Annotated in this window: 14 protein-coding genes; 11 read left to right on the top strand and 3 right to left on the bottom strand. The window is 70.4% G+C overall.

All coding sequences use genetic code 11. The features are described from left to right. Nucleotides 1–34 precede the first annotated feature (34 nt). Both dnaJ and ACIOHC_RS05120 read left to right on the top strand, forming a co-directional pair. On the top strand, nucleotides 35–1219 hold the full coding sequence (gene dnaJ / locus ACIOHC_RS05125) for a molecular chaperone DnaJ (RefSeq protein ID WP_351071596.1): 1185 nt from the start codon (nucleotides 35–37) through the stop codon (nucleotides 1217–1219). A gap of 1 nt (nucleotide 1220) precedes the next feature. After that, complete coding sequence (locus ACIOHC_RS05120; RefSeq protein ID WP_093899393.1) at nucleotides 1221–1667, top strand: heat shock protein transcriptional repressor HspR; 447 nt, start codon at nucleotides 1221–1223, stop codon at nucleotides 1665–1667. 99 nt (nucleotides 1668–1766) lie between these two features. Here ACIOHC_RS05120 and ACIOHC_RS05115 read toward each other — a convergent pair whose 3' ends face one another. After that, nucleotides 1767–2792, bottom strand: coding sequence for a helix-turn-helix transcriptional regulator (locus ACIOHC_RS05115; RefSeq protein ID WP_401841469.1), 1026 nt, complete (start codon nucleotides 2790–2792; stop codon nucleotides 1767–1769). An 83-nt stretch (nucleotides 2793–2875) separates the two neighbouring features. On the opposite strand from ACIOHC_RS05115, the gene ACIOHC_RS05110 reads away from it, so the two are divergent. Together ACIOHC_RS05110 and ACIOHC_RS05105 are read left to right on the top strand one after the other, a co-directional pair. Beyond that, nucleotides 2876–3223 carry a 5'-nucleotidase gene (locus tag ACIOHC_RS05110; RefSeq protein WP_351071590.1) on the top strand — a complete coding sequence of 116 codons (348 nt, stop codon included), beginning with the start codon at nucleotides 2876–2878 and terminating at the stop codon, nucleotides 3221–3223. Continuing rightward, on the top strand, nucleotides 3220–3540 hold the full coding sequence (locus ACIOHC_RS05105) for a (2Fe-2S)-binding protein (RefSeq protein ID WP_093899390.1): 321 nt from the start codon (nucleotides 3220–3222) through the stop codon (nucleotides 3538–3540). Before ACIOHC_RS05110 ends, ACIOHC_RS05105 begins: the two co-directional genes overlap by 4 nt. A 125-nt stretch (nucleotides 3541–3665) precedes the next feature. Here the strand turns inward: ACIOHC_RS05105 and ACIOHC_RS05100 are convergent, their stop codons facing one another. After that, entirely contained in the window at nucleotides 3666–4070 is a 405-nt protein-coding gene (locus ACIOHC_RS05100; RefSeq protein ID WP_351071588.1) for a TIGR03618 family F420-dependent PPOX class oxidoreductase, read from the bottom strand. 271 nt (nucleotides 4071–4341) lie between these two features. Here ACIOHC_RS05100 and clpB point away from each other — a divergent pair, with 271 nt between their 5' ends. The 7 genes from clpB to ACIOHC_RS05065 all read left to right on the top strand — a co-directional run bounded on the left by clpB (nucleotide 4342) and on the right by ACIOHC_RS05065 (nucleotide 12267). Continuing rightward, nucleotides 4342–6942 carry an ATP-dependent chaperone ClpB gene (gene clpB, locus ACIOHC_RS05095; protein ID WP_365691474.1) on the top strand — a complete coding sequence of 867 codons (2601 nt, stop codon included), beginning with the start codon at nucleotides 4342–4344 and terminating at the stop codon, nucleotides 6940–6942. Between the two features lie 393 nt (nucleotides 6943–7335). After that, nucleotides 7336–8601, top strand: a complete 1266-nt coding sequence (locus ACIOHC_RS05090; RefSeq protein ID WP_365691475.1) for an MFS transporter — start codon at nucleotides 7336–7338, stop codon at nucleotides 8599–8601. Between the two features lie 71 nt (nucleotides 8602–8672). Next, nucleotides 8673–9233 (top strand): YbjN domain-containing protein, encoded by a 561-nt coding sequence (locus tag ACIOHC_RS05085; RefSeq protein ID WP_351071581.1) that lies wholly within the window; start codon nucleotides 8673–8675, stop codon nucleotides 9231–9233. Between the two features lie 380 nt (nucleotides 9234–9613). Further along, a complete protein-coding gene (locus ACIOHC_RS05080) occupies nucleotides 9614–9913 on the top strand; it encodes a WXG100 family type VII secretion target (RefSeq protein ID WP_351086852.1) in 300 nt (99 codons plus the stop codon). Nucleotides 9914–9979: 66 nt separating this feature from the next. Beyond that, on the top strand, nucleotides 9980–10276 hold the full coding sequence (locus ACIOHC_RS05075) for a hypothetical protein (RefSeq protein ID WP_351086850.1): 297 nt from the start codon (nucleotides 9980–9982) through the stop codon (nucleotides 10274–10276). Nucleotides 10277–10307: 31 nt separating this feature from the next. Continuing rightward, complete coding sequence (locus ACIOHC_RS05070) at nucleotides 10308–11006, top strand: hypothetical protein (protein ID WP_365691476.1); 699 nt, start codon at nucleotides 10308–10310, stop codon at nucleotides 11004–11006. Nucleotides 11007–11016: 10 nt separating this feature from the next. Beyond that, nucleotides 11017–12267 (top strand): hypothetical protein, encoded by a 1251-nt coding sequence (locus tag ACIOHC_RS05065; RefSeq protein ID WP_351086846.1) that lies wholly within the window; start codon nucleotides 11017–11019, stop codon nucleotides 12265–12267. 144 nt (nucleotides 12268–12411) lie between these two features. Here the strand turns inward: ACIOHC_RS05065 and ACIOHC_RS05060 are convergent, their stop codons facing one another. Beyond that, a complete protein-coding gene (locus ACIOHC_RS05060) occupies nucleotides 12412–16794 on the bottom strand; it encodes an FtsK/SpoIIIE domain-containing protein (protein ID WP_401841754.1) in 4383 nt (1460 codons plus the stop codon). Nucleotides 16795–16872 lie beyond the last annotated feature (78 nt).

The following is a 16872-nucleotide window of genomic DNA, read 5'->3' as shown; positions in this document are numbered from 1 at the left end:
TCGCATGGCCGATCGTCCGGAAGGAGGGACGTCGATGAGCACGAAGGACTTCGTCGAGAAGGACTACTACAAGGTCCTCGGCGTCCCCAAGGACGCCACCGACGCCGAGATCAAGAAGGCGTACCGGAAGCTCGCCCGCGAGTTCCACCCGGACGCCAACAAGGGCGACGACAAGGCGGAGGAGCGCTTCAAGGAGATCTCCGAGGCGAACGACATCCTCGGTGACACCAAGAAGCGCAAGGAGTACGACGAGGCGCGCGCCCTCTTCGGCAACGGCGGCTTCAGGGCCGGACCCGGGGGCGCCGGCGGCAACTTCAACTTCGACCTGGGCGACCTCTTCGGAGGGGCCCAGGGCGGGGGCTCGGGAGGCGGCGCCGGTGGCTTCGGCGGCGGCGGTCTGGGCGATGTCTTCGGCGGCCTTTTCAACCGGGGCGGCACGGGGACGCGGGTGCAGCCGCGCCGCGGCCAGGACATCGAGTCCGAGGTGACGCTCAGCTTCACCGAGGCGGTCGACGGGGCCACGGTCCCGTTGCGGATGTCCAGCCAGGCGCCCTGCAAGGCGTGCTCCGGCACCGGTGACAAGAACGGCACCCCCAGGGTCTGCCCGACCTGTCTCGGTACCGGCCAGGTGTCGCGCGGCACCGGCGGCGGTTTCTCGCTCACCGATCCCTGCGTGGACTGCAAGGGCCGGGGCCTCATCGCCCAGGACCCCTGCGACGTCTGCAAGGGCAGCGGACGGGCGAAGTCCTCCCGGACCATGCAGGTCAGGATTCCGGCGGGCGTCTCGGACGGCCAGCGGATCCGGCTGCGCGGAAAGGGCGGTCCGGGCGAGCGCGGTGGACCGGCCGGCGATCTGTACGTCGTGGTCCATGTCGACGCCCACCCGGTCTTCGGCCGCAAGGGCGACAACCTCACGGTCACCGTGCCCGTCGACTTCACGGAGGCGGCGCTCGGCGGCGAGGTGAAGGTGCCCACGCTCGGCGGTCCGCCGGTCACTCTGAAACTGCCGGCCGGCACCCCCAACGGGCGCACGATGCGCGCCCGCGGCAAGGGCGCCGTACGCAAGGACGGCACCAGGGGCGACCTGCTGGTCACCGTCGAGGTGACGGTGCCCAGGGACCTCAACGCCGAGGCCAGGGACGCACTGGAGGCCTACCGCAAGGCGACCGCGGGCCACGACCCGCGGGCGGAGCTGTTCCAGGCAGCGAAGGGAGCTTGAGGTGGACGGCCGACGACGCAATCCGTACGAACTGACCGATGAATCACCGGTGTACGTGATCTCGATCGCGGCCCAGCTCTCGGGCCTCCATCCGCAGACACTGCGCCAGTACGACCGTCTCGGTCTGGTCTCCCCCGACCGCACGGCCGGGCGTGGCAGGCGCTACTCGGCCCGCGACATCGAGCTGTTGCGTACCGTGCAGCAGCTGTCGCAGGACGAGGGCATCAACCTCGCCGGCATCAAGCGCATCATCGAACTGGAGAACCAGGTCGCGGCGCTCCAGCAGCGCGTCGCCGAACTCTCGGCGGCCGTGGACGGGGCGGCGGTGGCCATGCAGCAGCGCGAGGCCCAGGTGCATGCCTCGTACCGCCGCGACCTGGTGCCGTATCAGGACGTGCAGCAGACCAGCGCGTTGGTGGTCTGGCGGCCGAAGCGGCCGAAGGACTGAGCGGGCTCGACGCACCCGCACGACGCGCGAGGCCCGCCACCCGGTGGAGAACGGGTGGCGGGCCTCGCCCGTGTCCGCGCCCCCGACTCACGGAGGGCGTCAGAGTGCGTCGCGATCCGTGTCGTGGTCCAGGATTCCCGACTGCGCGATGAGGTAACCGAGTTGGGTGCGGCTGCCGCTGCCGAGTGCGGCATTCAGTTTGGCGATGTGCGCGCGGCAGGTGCGTACGTTCATCCCGAGGCGACGGGCGATGGAGTCGTCGACGTTTCCCTCGACGAGGAGCTGGGCGATGGAGCGCTGGACTCCGCTGATGCCCTTGGGCGCCTGTTCGTACTTGATCTCTTCGAGGAGTGGCTGCGCGCGGGTCCACAACTGCTCGAATACCTTCACCAGATACTCGACCAGCCCGGGGTGGCGCAGTTCCAGGGCGACTTGGCGGTCGTCCTGAGCCGGGATGAAGGCGACCGTCCGGTCGAAGATGATGAGGCGCTCTATGAGTTCTTCGAGGGTCCGGATCTCGACCTTGCCCTCGGCCAGACGTTCCGCGTAGGCAAGGGTTCCAGGGCTGTGCCGGGCCGTGTGCTGGTAGAGCGTGCGGATGCTGACACCGCGGTCCACCACCGAGAGGCCTCGTTCCAGGGCCTCGCTGAGGCGGTCCTCGCTCCGCCCGCCCCCGGGTTGGACGGTGAGGACTTCGGTGCGGCACTCGGCAGTGGCGAGATCCAGTGCCGCGTTGATCCGGTTGACCCCCTCCAGCACCGTGATGGCGTGGGTCGTCGTCGGGTCCTGGGCGCTGATGTCCATGAACGGTTCGAATGCTTCGGCCAGTTCGACGGAGTGCCGTCGGCGTTCCTGGATCTCGCGCTCTATGGGGTGAAGGCGCTGCGCCAGGGCGGCGGACGGCGGGACCGGACGGAGCCAGTCGGAGTCGTCGGGGTCCGGGTGCAGGAGCGTGAAGTCCATCAGGCAGGGCGCGGAGTCCACTTCGCTGCGAGCGATGCGACCGGAGCGAAGTGCGCTGGCGTAGAGGTGTTTTCCGGCGTCGCACAGTTCGGTGATCGCATGAGGATGTGCCTGTTTTGTGTCTCTTGTGGTCATACCTTCACCCCCCAGGTTCCTGAACATGCAAGAACATGATGCATTGACTCGGTGGTGTTAGCGCGCCCAGGTGAGACATCGTCTTAGGTGCGGGGGAGAAGAATCCACAAGTGAGGACGAAGCTGACTATGTATAAGCGAGTGCTTCGCTCGGTGCTTGCCGCCTCGTTCGTCGCGGCTTTGGGCCTTGGAGCAGTGGGTGCCGGCGACATTGCGTGGAACGCCGAGGCGGCAGCCGTGCCGGGTGACATCGCGTGGAGCGTCGAGGCGGCGCCCGCGCCTGGTGACATCGCCTGGGGCACACCGACCTCTGTGCCTGGTGACATCGCCTGGGTCACGCCGGCCTCCGCGCCGGACGACATCGCCTGGATCGCCCCGGGTGACATCGCGTGGAACATCGAGGCAGCGGCCGCGCCCGGTGACATCGCCTGGTCCGAACCGACTCAATCGGGCGCATGACCATCCCGCCGGACGACCGAACCTTCCGGCGCGAGATGGCCACGGCCTACCGATCAGGCTGGCATTTCATCGATCTCGTCACGGCCATCCCCCGCTGTGGCGACTCGCTGATGGTCACTCTGTTCGGCGACCCCATCGTTGTCGCACGTGAAGAAGACGACGAAGTACGCGCCTACCGGTGCCTCCGCAAGCCGCGGGGAGCCCCGCAGCCCGTCCGCTGCGCGATCCGGTACGACATGATCTTCGTCAACCTCGACCGGCGGGACCACCAGCTGTTCGAGCCAGAGACTATCTCCGCCACCCCCCGCAGTGCCTGAGCGATCCCCCGTCGTTACACGTCGCTCAGTCACTCCCCCACACAACGGCGCCATCGTGACCTGAACACGGTGGCGCCGTTGTGCTGCCCGGAGTCCTGTGCTGCCGGGGGTTCTCGCGGTCTCCCTCACGCCCTGCCGAGCGCCCGGTCCAGGGCGATCTCCATGACGACGCGGTCCGGGTTGGGCGACGGCGTGCGCCCGTAGCGTTCCGCGTAGCGGCGTACCGCGTCGGCGACCACCTCCGGCTCCGTGCGGACCGTCGCGCGGCCCTCCAGCGTCGCCCAGCGGCGCCGGTCGACCTGGCAGACCGCGACCCGGGCGCCGTCCGGTCCCGCCGCCAGGACGTTGGCGACCTTCCGCCTGCCCTTGCTGGTGATGATCCGGGCCAGCCCGGCCTCGGGGTCGTACGTCACGCCCACCGGCGCCACGTGCGGCGTGCCGTCGGGACGGAGTGTGGTCAGGGTGCACAGGTGGTGCTCGCGCCAGAACGCGAGGTACTCGGGATCGGGGTTCGTCACGTCGACTGCCATGGCTACAGCGTAGGCAGCGCGGGCCGGCCCCTGCGGTGGCGCGGGCCCGACCCGGCCGGTTGACTCGGTCGGGGCGGAAGCGGACTGCGGACTGCGGGGAGCCGAGGGCCGAGGGCCGAGGGTCGGGCGGGGGCAGGGCAGGGGCGGCGGGTGGGAACAGGGATGCCGGACAGGTGTGATGTGAGGTTGAGTGGAATAGACTCAACTTTGTACACGTTGACCTAGTCAGTGTTGTGGAGAGACCAGTCGACGCAAGGAGGAGAAAGCGCACGTGGACGCCGAGCTGACCAACAAGAGCCGTGACGCCATCAACGTGGCCACCAGCAGGGCCGTGAAGGACGGGCACCCCGATCTGACCCCCGGGCATCTGCTGCTCGCGCTGCTCGCGGGCGAGGACAACGAGAACATCGTCGATCTGCTCGCCTCCGTCGAGGCCGACCAGCTCGTCGTACGCAGCGAGACCGAGCGGCTGCTGGGTGCGCAGCCCAGCGTCACCGGGTCGACCGTCGCCCCGCCGCAGCCCAACCGCGAGCTGCTCGCCGTCATCGCGGACGCCGCGCAGCGCGCGAAGGAGCTCGGCGACGACTACATCTCCACCGAGCACCTGCTGATCGGCATCGCCGCCGTGGGCGGCCGGGTCGGTGAGATCCTGAGTGATCAGGGGGCCAGTGCGAAGAGGCTGCTGGACGCGTTCGAGAAGAACAGGGGAGGGCGCCGGGTGACCACACCCGACCCGGAGGGCCAGTACAAGGCCCTGGAGAAATTCGGTACGGACTTCACGGCGGCCGCGCGCGAGGGCAAGCTCGACCCGGTCATCGGACGGGACCAGGAGATCCGCCGCGTCGTCCAGGTCCTGTCCCGCCGCACCAAGAACAACCCCGTGCTCATCGGTGAGCCCGGCGTCGGCAAGACGGCCGTCGTGGAAGGGCTCGCCCAGCGCATCGTCAAGGGCGACGTCCCCGAGTCCCTGCGCAACAAGCGCCTCGTCTCGCTCGACCTCGGCGCGATGGTCGCGGGCGCGAAGTACCGCGGAGAGTTCGAGGAACGGCTCAAGACCGTCCTCTCCGAGATCAAGGAGAGCGACGGGCAGATCATCACCTTCATCGACGAGCTGCACACCGTCGTCGGCGCGGGCGCCGGCGGCGACTCCGCCATGGACGCCGGCAACATGCTCAAGCCGATGCTGGCCCGCGGCGAGCTCCGCATGGTCGGCGCGACGACGCTCGACGAGTACCGCGAGCGGATCGAGAAGGACCCCGCCCTGGAGCGCCGCTTCCAGCAGGTCCTGGTGGCGGAGCCGAGCGTCGAGGACACCATCGCGATCCTGCGCGGTCTCAAGGGCCGTTACGAGGCCCACCACAAGGTCTCCATCGCGGACTCCGCCCTGGTGGCCGCCGCGACCCTGTCCGACCGCTACATCACCTCCCGCTTCCTTCCCGACAAGGCCATCGACCTGGTCGACGAGGCGGCGTCCCGGCTGCGCATGGAGATCGACTCCTCGCCCGTCGAGATCGACGAGCTCCAGCGCGCCGTCGACCGCCTCCACATGGAGGAGCTGGCCCTCAAGAACGAGACCGACCCCGGCTCCAGGCAGCGCCTGGAGAAGCTCCGCCGCGACCTCGCCGACAAGGAGGAGGAGCTGCGCGGCCTCACCGCCCGCTGGGAGAAGGAGAAGCAGGGCCTCAACCGCGTCGGTGAGCTGAAGGAACGCCTCGACGAACTGCACGGCCAGGCCGAACGCGCCCAGCGCGACGGCGACTTCGACACCGCCTCCAAGCTGCTGTACGGGGAGATCCCCGGCCTGGAGCGGGAGCTGGCGGAGGCGTCCGAGGCCGAGCAGGAGGCCGCCAAGGACACGATGGTGAAGGAGGAGGTCGGCCCGGACGACATCGCCGATGTCGTCGGCTCCTGGACCGGCATCCCGGCCGGGCGTCTGCTGGAGGGCGAGACCCAGAAGCTGCTCCGCATGGAGGACGAGCTGGGCAAGCGCCTCATCGGGCAGACCGAGGCCGTGCGCGCCGTGTCGGACGCGGTGCGCCGTACCCGCGCCGGAATCGCCGACCCCGACCGGCCCACCGGATCGTTCCTCTTCCTCGGTCCGACCGGTGTCGGCAAGACGGAGCTCGCGAAGGCGCTCGCCGACTTCCTGTTCGACGACGAGCGGGCCATGGTCCGCATCGACATGAGCGAGTACGGCGAGAAGCACAGTGTGGCGCGGCTCGTCGGCGCTCCGCCCGGATACGTCGGCTACGAGGAGGGCGGCCAGCTCACGGAGGCGGTCCGCCGCCGCCCGTACAGCGTGGTGCTGCTGGACGAGGTCGAGAAGGCACACCCCGAGGTCTTCGACATCCTGCTCCAGGTCCTGGACGACGGCCGGCTCACCGACGGACAGGGCCGGACGGTCGACTTCCGTAACACCATCCTGATCCTGACCTCCAACCTCGGCAGCCAGTTCCTGATGGATCCCCTGACCGAGCCCGAGGTGAAGAAGGAGCAGGTCCTGGAGGTCGTACGGGCCTCGTTCAAGCCGGAGTTCCTCAACCGGCTCGACGACCTGGTGGTCTTCTCCGCGCTGTCCGGCGACGAGCTCTCGCACATCGCGAAGCTCCAGATCGACCGGCTCGCCGGGCGCCTGGCCGAACGTCGGCTCACCCTCGACGTCACCCCGGCCGCCCTGGCCTGGCTGGCCGAGGAGGGCAACGACCCGGCGTACGGCGCCCGGCCGCTGCGCCGGCTCATCCAGACGTCGATCGGCGACCGGCTCGCGAAGGAGATCCTCGCGGGCGAGGTCAAGGACGGGGACACCGTCCGGGTGGACCGGGTCGGCGACGGCCTGCTCGTCGGGCCCGCGACCTCGGGGAAGACCTTGTAGCCGGCGCACAGCCTGTTCGATGTCGTGTCCCCGGCCGGAAGACCACGTGTTCCGGCCGGGGACCAGGGGCTGTCCCGCAGTCGTCTGCGCCGCAGTGCGATCGACGAAGAATTGCGGTGATTTCGGGAGAACGGAATACCGGCCGCCGTCATCGATGATCCAGTGTTCAACATCGATATTGAGCCAAACGCTTCGCCCCGCGTCGGGGGGTGGGATCGCGTTGTCCTGCTCCGTCCCGGGCCGTATCGCCCGCCTCTGACAAGGGGCGTCCGCTCGGGCACCCGAAGTGCCCGCCCAGCGGCATGCGAGTAATCAGGACACCTCGGGTGGCCCGTCGTGACCTGCCCACAAGCAGGATTAGAGGCCGAATTCGGCAGCCGGTAGCGTGCCCGCATGAACGAGCAGATAGGCGATGAGATAAAACCGGGGCCCAAAAAGCCCAGATCTGACAATCTCTTTCACCTTGGCGAATTCCGTACCCTTTGGGCTGCTTATGCTCAGTCGATCCTGGGCGACCAGTTGGCACGCGTGGCCCTGTCGTTGCTCGTGTTCGAACGCACCGACTCGCCAGGATGGACAGCGGCGACGTATGCGCTGACCACCCTGCCCGCTCTGCTGTCCGGGGTGCTTTTGTCCGGCCTGGCGGACCGTTTCCCCCGGCGTACGGTCATGATCGGATGCGACCTGGTGCGGATGGCGCTGGTCGGGCTGATGGCCCTGCCCGGCACGCCGTTGCCGCTGCTGGCCGGGCTGCTGGTGCTGGCGCAGCTGGCCGAGGCACCCTTCGGCGCCGCGCAGGGCGCACTGCTGCCGACCGTGCTCGGCGAGCAGAGATACGAACGTGGCCAGCGGGTCATGCAGATCACTCACCAGGTCGGACAGCTGGTCGGTTTCGCCGGTGGCGGTGTGCTGGCCGCGTGGCTGGGCAGTCACCTCTCGCTGGGCGTGAACGCGGTGACGTTCCTTCTCTCGGCGATCCTGGTCCGGTTCGGCGTGAAGGCCCGCCCCGCGGCGAGTGCCGACGACCAGAAGACGCGGCTCGGCGCCCAGGTCGGCGATGCGGCCGTGCTGATCTGGTCGGACCGCAGGCTGCGGTCGCTGCTCGCGCTGGGGTGGCTGGCGGGGTTCGTCGTCCTGCCGGAAGGGCTGGCCGCGCCCTTCGCGGACGAGGCCGGCGGCGGGGCCTCCTCGGTGGGACTCCTGCTGGCCGCGCATCCGGCGGGAATGGTGTTGGGGGCAGCCCTTCTGGGGCGGGCCCAGGTCGGGGACGAGCGGCGGCGCCGCCTGCTCGGGCCGTTGGCGATCGGCGCGAATCTTCCGCTGCTCGTCTACTGGCTCGGCCCCGGTGTAGGTGTGGCCGTACTCCTGTTGCTGGTGTCGGGGGTGTGTTCCGCCTATCAGATCACCGCCGGGGCCACCTTCGTGCTCCTGACCCCGGCCGGTCGGCGTGGCCAGGCGCTGGGGCTGGCAAGGTCGGGGCTCATCGCCATGCAGGGGATCGGTGTGGCCTTGGGGGGCCTGGCAGCGGAGCTGTCCGGGTCGTCGGCGAACACCATCGGCGCGTCCGGACTCCTCGGAGTGCTGTGCGCGATCCCGGTCGCCGTTGCCTGGTCACGGGTGCGGGAAGCCGATGCGGGGACGATTCCCCGGAGGGCGTAGACCCTCTGGCGGCGAAACGCGGCTAGGGTCGTCGGCAGGAAACCACGTGCGATCCACAGGAGTACCCAGCGATGTCTATCGATCCGTCCTCGATTCCGAATTTCGGGGGCCAGCCCGAACCGCAGGCGGCAGGACCCGAGGGCCCCGTTGTCCCTGACCAGGACCTCGTCAAGCAGCTTCTCGAACAGATGGAGCTGAAGTACGTCGTCGACGACGAGGGCGACCTCGCGGCGCCGTGGGAGGACTTCCGCACGTACTTCATGTTCCGCGGTGAGGACGAGCAGCAGGTCTTCTCCGTCCGTACGTTCTACGACCGCCCGCACGCCGCGGACCAGCGCCCGGTCCTCCTCGACGCGATCGACGACTGGAACCGCCGCACCCTGTGGCCCAAGGTCTACACGCACACCCACGAGCCCGAGGAGGGATCCGAGGAGACCGAGGTCTCGGTCCGTCTCATCGGTGAGGCGCAGATGCTCATCGGTACGGGCGTCAGCCTGGAGCACTTCGTCTCGTCGACGGTCAGCTGGGTCCGCGCCTCGATCGAGTTCGACAAGTGGCTGCAGGAGCGTCTGGGCCTGGCGCCCGCCGAGGAGAAGACGGACGGCGACGAGCCGGCCGCTCCGGACGCCTGAGTCCCGTACGGCAGCGACACCCCGGCCCGGGGCGGCGGTCTCCACGACCGCCGCCCCGGGCCGGGCCGCGTTCCGCCGGGTCCCGACCCGACCGTCGACCGCGACACGAGGAAGGCCGGCGCGGCGTCGCGAGCCCGCCGGGAACGACGGGACAGGCCCGGGACCGGCAACTGACCTCGTCGCAGTCCGTTGCCGAGCAGATCCCGCTTGCGTCGCAGGTCGGCGCGGAAGCTGTCGCAGTACGTGCCCGGCAGACGCGGCGGCCCGCCACTTTCGTCACTGTTCCGCAACAGGCATGAACCGCCCCGCCGGGTGCCCCGTACAGCCCGGTGTGCGCGGCTCAGCGACCGCGGCGACCCGGAACGAGAGAAGGAACCGACATGGCCGGCGGCAACATCAAGATCAGCCCGGAAGAGATGCGGGAGGCGTCGATCTGGCTGCAGAACCAGAAGGACCTGATGCAGCAGAGCCTCCACGAGGCCAACACCAAGATGGACGAGATGGTCGAGGCGGCCTACGCGACGCCGGGTTCCGAGAGCAAGTTCCGTCCGTTCTGGGAGGAGTACAAGAACGGCACCGAAAAGGCGATCGAGGGCCTGCAGGGCGTCAGCGAGTTCATCAAGCAGGTCGCCGACGCGTTCGTCGACACCGACGACCAGACGTCCGGCTCCATCGGCTGACGTCCCCTTGTGTCCGGTCCCGCCCTTCTGCGGCGGGACCGGACGGCGGCCGGAGAGGAGGAACCGATGACCCGCATCAACGTCCCCATTGAGGACCTGAACGAGACGGTCAAGTCACTTGAGGACATCGGGGAACGGATCAACAACACCGCGCGGCTCAGCGACGTCGGATCGAAGGACGACGTGGGCGATTCGAAGCTCGCCGACTCCCTCGCCGACTTCGACCACGCATGGGGCAGGGGCCACGAGAAGGTGCAGGACAACGTGAAGGTCTTCTCCGAGAACACGAAGAAGATCTCCGACGCCTTCACGCAGACGGACGACGAGACCGTCAAGACGCTGGACGACTCCAAGAAGACCTGACAAGAGCCTGCTGGCAGAAGGGACATGCGTCATGACGCATCCGGTCACGGACCGGGCTACGGGGGCGCCCGCGCACTACAAGCTGCGCTACCCCGGCTCCTGGTGGTACCTGGACCTCGACCCGAGCACCCGGGACGCGTCCATCCGCCGCCGTATCGAGCACCAGGCGAAGGGGGTTCCGCAGCTCTCCCGCGAGCGGCTCGACGGCCTGATCCGCGACACCCGCCGGACCGCCCGCGAAGCCTACGCCCGGGGGGCGCTCCAGGCAGCGGGGATGGTCAGATTCCCCGGCGGGGACGCGATGCTCAGCGCCACGTCCGTCGTGCTGCGGATGCCCGTGCCGGAGGACCAGTCGGCGGATCTGGCCGAGGTGCTGTTCGGGGCGAGCATGCAGGCCGGGGACCCGCAGAGCAGCGGGTACCCGCCGCGCGAGGTGGATCTGCTGGAGCTTCCGGACGTCGGACCGGTCGGACGGATCGCCTCGATCGAGGACATCGACTACAAGGGCACGCCGGTGCGTACGGCGCTGCTGCACACGCTGTTCCCGATCCCGAACCGCCGGGAATACCTGCTGGTCTCCAGCTCCACGCCCAATGTGGAGCTCAAGGACCAGTTCTTCGAGGTGTTCGACGCCATCGCGGGGACGTTGCGCTTCGTGGAGGTCAAGAGCAAGGGCACGGCTGTGCCGGCCGCACAGAGCCCGCAGGGCACGGACGAGAACGGAAAGTGAGGGCGCGGCAATGGCGCGGCCAGCGGTGTCCGACTGGGAGACGGTCTTCGGGTTCTCGGACGACCCGACGCCGGGCGATGCGGAGATGCTCGCGAAGCTCGCGGGCCAGTACCGGTCCGTCGCCGACGACGCGGACCAGGCGCTCCCCATCGTCAGCGGCCTGAAGAACAGCCAGCTCGGCGAGGGCAAGGCCATGGACAAGCTCCGGCACAAGCTCGGGGACCTGGCCAATCAGGTGGAGAAGCTGCACAGTTCGTACGACAAGGCGGCCCGCGCGCTGGACACCTACGCCGACCAGCTGGGGGACCATCAGCGCAAGGCCGACAACGCCCTGGTCGAAGGGCGGGACGCCAAGGAGCGGCTGCAGCGGGCCACCGATGCCGCCGCCGCGGCGGGGTCCGTGATCAGCGGCCTGGACGCGGCGGATCCGCCCCCGCCGGACGACGAGGCGGCCCGGCGCAGTGCGCGGCTGGCCATGGAGGACGCCCGGAACGATCAGTCGGCGGCGCAGGGGGACGCCGACAGCGCCCAGCGGGATCTCGACGCCGCCCGCATGCTCGCCGAGGACGCGCGGGAGCTGCGCGAGATGGACGCCTCGACGGCGGCCCGCGCCCTGGACGACGCGACGAGCGAGGCGGTCCCGGGCAAGAGCCTGTGGGAGAAGATCAAGGACATCTTCAAGAAGGTGCTCGGCTTCATCAGCGCCGCCCTGGGCATCATCGCCATGCTCATCCCCGGATTGCAGGGCCTGGGGCTCATCCTGACGATCGCCAGTCTGGTCACCGCCGCCATCCCCTTCATCATGAACATCGTCGACAGTATTCAGTCGGGTGAGTGGGATGTGCTCGACATGGTCCTCAGTGGCCTGGGGCTGGTGCTCGGCGGCGTCGGCCTGATCAAGATCGCCAATCTGGGCGGGATCGCGAACACCCTCAAATCCGTCACGAACGACCTCAAGGCGATCCAGCTCAACATCAAGAGCGTGGTCCCCACCATCAAGGCGTTCACCGGGTTCAAGAACCCGGGCGACCTGGTCGCGAACCTGCTGAAGAACATCCCCGGTGGCGTGTGGAAGACACCGGACATCCTGAAGCAGCTGCCGGACATCACCAACATCTGGACGAAGACGGCGGGGTGGATCGACCAGAGCTCGAACCTCATCGGACTGGCCGGTCTCGCCTGGGCGATCAACGGCGCCGTCCCCAACGGAACGACGAGCACGATCAAGCACGACCCCAGCTACGTGGAGGGATCGACCTGATCCGGGCCGCGTCCCGTCATGCGTGAGGGCTCCCGCCCCGGCCGTCGCCGGGGCGGGAGCCCTCTGAGCCTGCCGGGTGAGCTTCGATCGCAGGCCGTCAGCCGTGGGACCTCACAGCCGGTGCCGGAACCCCCGCACAGGCGCTCAGCTCCCGGTCGGCGGAAGCACCGTCTCCGGGACCTGGACGGTGCGCAGCACGCCGTCGCCCAGGTGCAGGATCGCCCGCCCCGGGCGGGTCGCCCCCAGGCGGCTGCGGGGCACCTTGACGCCGATCAGTTCGCCGTCGCTCATGTTCTGCGGCTTCAGCAGCAGACCGCACCGGTTGCGGCGGGCCTCGGTGTGCCAGCCGGAGAAGCCGGAGGAGAGCCGGTCGGTCTGCCCGGAGATCACCAGGCCCCGGCCGTTCTCGGCACCGGACTTGGCGATCTGGGTGAGGACGGGCTCGGCCTTCGTCTTCAGCAGCAGGTCGGCGTCGTCCAGGATCACCACGGCCCCCTGAGGCGAGGAAGCCAGCGCCTCCTCCAGCGCGGTGGGGTCGATGTCGGACTCGTCGAAGACCGCGAGCACCCCGGGCCGTCCGGCGAGTTGGCGCAGCTGCGACCTGGCGGGCGCGCCGACGACGATCGGCGTCCCGGTCGACAGCAGCGACAGTGCCAGCGTCGCCAGGACGGTGCTGCGGCCGGAGCGGGCGGGCCCGGCGACGAGGAAGGTCGACGTGACGGCGAAGTCCGGCCCGGACGCGATGAGTTCGTCGCCGCCGACACCGGACAGGGCCCACCGTGCGGACGGCAGCGGCTGCGGCACGTACCGGATCGCCTCCTCCCAGGTGAGCCGGTCCGGCAGGGTGTCGACGCGGAACGGCCGGGTGGAGTCCGGCAGCTGGGCCGCCCGCTCGCGGCAGTACTCGGCGATCTGCTGGAGCGCCACGGCCTGCGCCTGGCCCTCCGGGTTGTCCGTGAGGAGCGCGATCTGCACCTCCGCCTTGTCGGCGGCACGGAACGCGCGGCCCGGCGGGATCTCGTCGGGCACGTTGCGCTGGGTGATGCCGATCATCCCGTACTCGGACTTCTCGTTCAGCTTCAGCACGAGCTTGTCCTCGGTGGAGCCGTTGACCCGGCTGGAGAACAGCGCCCGGTCACCGGTCATCACCAGGTGGATGCCGACGCTCGCGCCGTCCCGGAGCAGGGTCAGCACGGAGCTCAGCAGGTTCCCGGAGTCGTACTCGCCGAGCTGCTTGTCGAAGACCTCCCACCGGTCGATGAACAGCATGATGTGCGGCGGCCGTTCGGCCTCCGGCAGGGAGCGGCGGAGCTCCGGCAGGTCGGCGCTGCCGCGGGAGGCGAGCATCTCCTGGCGCCGGGTCAGCTCCCCGGACAGCCGGGCGAGCAGCCGGGCCACCCGGTCGGGCTGGGTGCGCTGGGTGATGGCCCCGCAGTGCGGCAGCCCCTCGATGGGCAGCAGCGCGCCGTTGCCGCAGTCGATGCCGTACATGTGCAGCCGGTCCGGGGAATGGGCGGAGGCCAGGGTGCCGGCGATGGTGCGCAGTGTCTGCGACCTGCCCTGCCGGGGCGAGCCGATGATGTGCAGGTGCCCGAGCGTCGCCGGGTCGATCACCAGGGGCAGCCGGGCCTGTTGTGCGGGCAGGTCCACCACGCCGTACGCGACGGGCGCGAGGTCGTAGTCCGAGGGCGGGGGCGCCGGCAGTTCGCCGGTGACCAGGACCTCGGGCAGTGGCGGGAGCCAGGGGCTGTGCTGCGCGGGGATGCCCATCTCCCGGTCCGCTTCGCGGATCGCCGTGACGAGCCCGGTGAGGTCGGTCTCCACCTCGGCGGGCACGGCCGCGCCGCGGGGCCGTGCCGGGAGCGGCTCGCCGAGCCGTTCCCAGCCGACCGTCACCGCCCAGGGTGCCGGCAGCGAGGTCGCCGCGGCACCGGGCCGACGGCCGCCGACCCGTCCGGACTGGAACGGCACGAGGGAGTTCTGGCCCAGGCGCACATAGGCGCGACCGGGGGTGCCCTGCGAGATCCCGGCGGCCTCGGGAGAGTTGAGGACGTCCGTGCTCTCGCCGGCGTCCGTCACCCGCAGCGCGATGCGCAGGTTGGTGTTGGCGCGGATCTCCGAGGAGACGACGCCGCTGGGGCGCTGCGTCGCCAGGATCAGGTGGATGCCGAGGCTGCGGCCCCGCTGGGCGATGTTGACCAGACCCTTCACGAAGTCCGGCAGGTCGCGCACCATCGAGGCGAACTCGTCGATGACGATGAGCAGCCGGGGCATCGGCGCGCGGCCCGCCGGGTTGCGCTCCAGCAGCTCGACGTAGTCCTCGATGTCCTTGGCGCCGGCCGCGGCGAGGATGTGCTCGCGCCGGGTGAGTTCCGCCGTCAGCGACACCAGGGCCCGCTCGACGAGGTGGGCGTCGAGGTCGGTGACCATGCCGACGGTGTGCGGCAGGTCGACGCAGTCCTTGAACGCGGAGCCGCCCTTGTAGTCGACCAGGACGAACGTCATCGCGTCCGGACGGTTCGCCACCGCGAGCGAGGCGACCAGCGTCTGGAGGAGTTCGGACTTGCCGGAGCCGGTGGTGCCGGCGACCAGCCCGTGCGGGCCGTCGCGCCGCAGGTCCAGGTGGAACGGGCCGTCCAGGGAGACGCCGACGGCCGCCCGGGTCGAGCGGCCCCCGGCCGTCCAGCGCGCCCGGATGCCGGCGGCCTGCGGCGGGTCGAGGGCGAGGACGTCGAGCAGCCGCGCGGAGCCGGGAAGCACCGCGGCCTCCTCGTCGGCCCCGCCCGGGTCCCGCAGCGGGCCCATCGCGCGGGCCAGCGAACGGCACCAGTCCAGGGACACCGCGTCGGGCCGGATCCCCCCGACGGTGCCCCTCCCGGAGCGTCCCACCCGTACGGTTCCGCCGGGCTCCTCGGCGACGACGGCGTGGCACTCCTCGGGCAGCAGCCGCTCCTCGGCGTCCAGGCAGACCGCGCGGACGCCGACGGCCGGTCCGTCGCGCAGGATCTGCGCCACGCCGGGCAGCGAACGCAGCCTGCGGGCTCCGTCGAGGATGACGAGCACGTCGGGCCCGGCGGGCCGGCTCCGCCGGTCCTCCCGTCCGGCGCGCTCGACGATCAGTGCGGTGAGCTCGGCGACCCGCCGGGCGCAGGTCTCCGTGCCGTAGCCGATGTTGGCCGGGGTGTCGCCGGACTTCTTGCGCACATGCGGCAGCCAGCGCAGCCAGGACCAGCCGTCCCGGCCCTGTTCGCCGGTCGTCAGCAGATGGATCTGGAGGTCACGGGGGCTGTGCAGGACGGCGGCCTGGGCGACCGCCCAGCGCGCCACGGCGCGCGCGGTCGGGCCCTCGCCGGCGATGCCCAGGACATCGTGTTCCCGCAGCGGAACGGTCACCGGGACGTCGTACGCGGTCCGCGGGTCCTCGCGGCGGTGTTCGTCCTTCGTCGGGTCCTGGAGCACCACGTCGGAGGCCAGATCGGCGGTTCCGACGCGCAGTTCGAGGAAGTCGGCGTCGGAGGTGCGGCGTTCCCACAGGCGGCGCCGGGGGCCGACGGCGGTCAGGACCACCTCGGCCGGGTCCGGGAAACCACGGCGCCTGGCGGTGCGTTCGGTCGCCAGGGCCTTCGCCGCGTCGCCCTCGATGCGTGCCTTCTTCTCCTCATAGGCGGCGACACTGTCGGAGTGGGTCTGGCGCCCGCTGCGCCGGCTCATCAGATAGTTGCCGAGGATCGCGACCGGGGAGAGCAGCCCGAACAGCAGCATCGACATACGGCCGAATACCAGCGCCCCGGCCCCCGCCATCACCAGCGGGGCCGCCGCGGTGATCCACGGGAGCGGCCGGGCGGCGGGCGGGACGGGCGGGGAGGGCAGGGTGAAGCGGGTGGCGTTCTCGGCCGGCCGCAGCCGCGGCGGCCGGTTGTAGTCCCAGCCGGTGCCGTCCTCCGACGGCTGCACGGCCGCGTCCGGCTTCTGCGGGAGGGCGAGTTCGAGCAGGCTGTCCCCGACGAGGAGCTGTGCGCCGGCCGGCCAGACGGTCGCCTCGGTGAGGTCCTCACGGTCCAGTTGCAGGGTGCCGCCGTCCGGCGCGGAGGCGTCGGGCGTGATACGGCAGCGTCCTTGGGGGCCCACCGCCAGGACGGCGAACGGACGGTCCGGTACGGCGCGCAGCACCTGGGCGGTCCCGTCGTGGGCCAGCCCGATCCGGTACTCGCCCATGTCGAGCCGGTGCACGGCGCCCGCGCCGGTCCCGCCGACCGCACGGACCTCCACCAGCCCGTCCGGTTCGGCCGACACGGTGCCCGCCGGGCGGCCCAGGCCCACGATGGCCGCGTGGTGCAGCGGCGCGTCCCGCAGCCGCGTATCGGCGGGCAGCAGCCGGTTGCCGGCATACAGGCCGAGGCCCTCCGGGGGCCGGTGGACGCCTCCCGCCCCGGCCAGCGCCTCCGCGACAGCGCGCACAGGCGTGTCGGGATCGGCGTCGAGGTGGACGTCGAACGCGTCACCGCCCTCCTCGACCACGGTCAACATCAACGACACGAGAACGTCCTCCAGCCGGCGTGAATGGGGGGCCTCGGCAGCCGCGCTCGGCGGCTGCCGTGCCACTGA

The organism is Streptomyces sp. NPDC088252 (genome assembly GCF_044740965.1).
In the GTDB taxonomy this organism is placed as follows: Bacteria; Actinomycetota; Actinomycetes; order Streptomycetales; family Streptomycetaceae; genus Streptomyces.
The sequence above is the reverse complement of the archived record's forward strand: the minus strand, read 5'-3'. Positions and strand labels throughout refer to the sequence as shown.

Coding starts and splice junctions, on each gene's coding strand:
- dnaJ (WP_351071596.1), top strand. CDS start 35: ATGAGCACGAAGGACTTCGTCGAGAAGGACTACTACAAGGTCCTCGGC.
- ACIOHC_RS05115 (WP_401841469.1), bottom strand. CDS start 2,792: ATGTTCAGGAACCTGGGGGGTGAAGGTATGACCACAAGAGACACAAAA.
- ACIOHC_RS05105 (WP_093899390.1), top strand. CDS start 3,220: ATGACCATCCCGCCGGACGACCGAACCTTCCGGCGCGAGATGGCCACG.
- ACIOHC_RS05100 (WP_351071588.1), bottom strand. CDS start 4,070: ATGGCAGTCGACGTGACGAACCCCGATCCCGAGTACCTCGCGTTCTGG.
- ACIOHC_RS05090 (WP_365691475.1), top strand. CDS start 7,336: ATGAACGAGCAGATAGGCGATGAGATAAAACCGGGGCCCAAAAAGCCC.
- ACIOHC_RS05085 (WP_351071581.1), top strand. CDS start 8,673: ATGTCTATCGATCCGTCCTCGATTCCGAATTTCGGGGGCCAGCCCGAA.
- ACIOHC_RS05080 (WP_351086852.1), top strand. CDS start 9,614: ATGGCCGGCGGCAACATCAAGATCAGCCCGGAAGAGATGCGGGAGGCG.
- ACIOHC_RS05075 (WP_351086850.1), top strand. CDS start 9,980: ATGACCCGCATCAACGTCCCCATTGAGGACCTGAACGAGACGGTCAAG.
- ACIOHC_RS05070 (WP_365691476.1), top strand. CDS start 10,308: ATGACGCATCCGGTCACGGACCGGGCTACGGGGGCGCCCGCGCACTAC.
- ACIOHC_RS05065 (WP_351086846.1), top strand. CDS start 11,017: ATGGCGCGGCCAGCGGTGTCCGACTGGGAGACGGTCTTCGGGTTCTCG.
- ACIOHC_RS05060 (WP_401841754.1), bottom strand. CDS start 16,794: ATGTTGACCGTGGTCGAGGAGGGCGGTGACGCGTTCGACGTCCACCTC.